Consider the following 489-nt stretch of genomic DNA (forward strand, 5'->3'; position numbering starts at 1 on the left):
ATGATCGGCTTGGACTGGCGATCCTCGTTGCGCATGACGACAGCATACCGGCTGACGCGCTCGACCAGGGAGGTTACGTTGACCTTCCCATGTTCCTTGCGGAACATCATCAGATCGCATTCCCAGTGGCCAAACTCGGCACGCTCAGAGATGCGCTCAGGCCAGTGGTACAGGCTTTGGACGTCGAAGATGTGTGTCCTGTTGTGCCTGCGATAACCCCGCGGCCTGCGACGGCAGCGGTGCTCGGGCAGGTGGCGATAGAACTGCTCGTCGCGGCCGTCCTTGGAATAGGCAAACCGATAGATCGTCTCATGGCTGACGCGGATCGGATGACGTTCCAAACGCATTCGGCCTGCGATCTGTTCCGGCGGCCAGCCAGCTTTGAGCCTGTCTTCGAAGGCTTCCTTCAGTTCAGGATAAACGATCATCTTGCGATGGATCGCGCGGCGCGCCTCGTATTTGTCCTGAGCGACAAGCGCGTGGTAGCCG

Annotated in this window: 1 protein-coding gene; it reads right to left on the reverse strand. The window is 59.5% G+C overall.

The window, feature by feature from the left end; all coding sequences use genetic code 11:
- On the reverse strand, window positions 1–489 hold a 489-nt coding region (locus ACXAHG_RS23550; RefSeq protein WP_475061258.1), incomplete at both ends, for an IS30 family transposase.

Source organism: Leisingera sp. ABD4_442, from assembly GCF_056160905.1.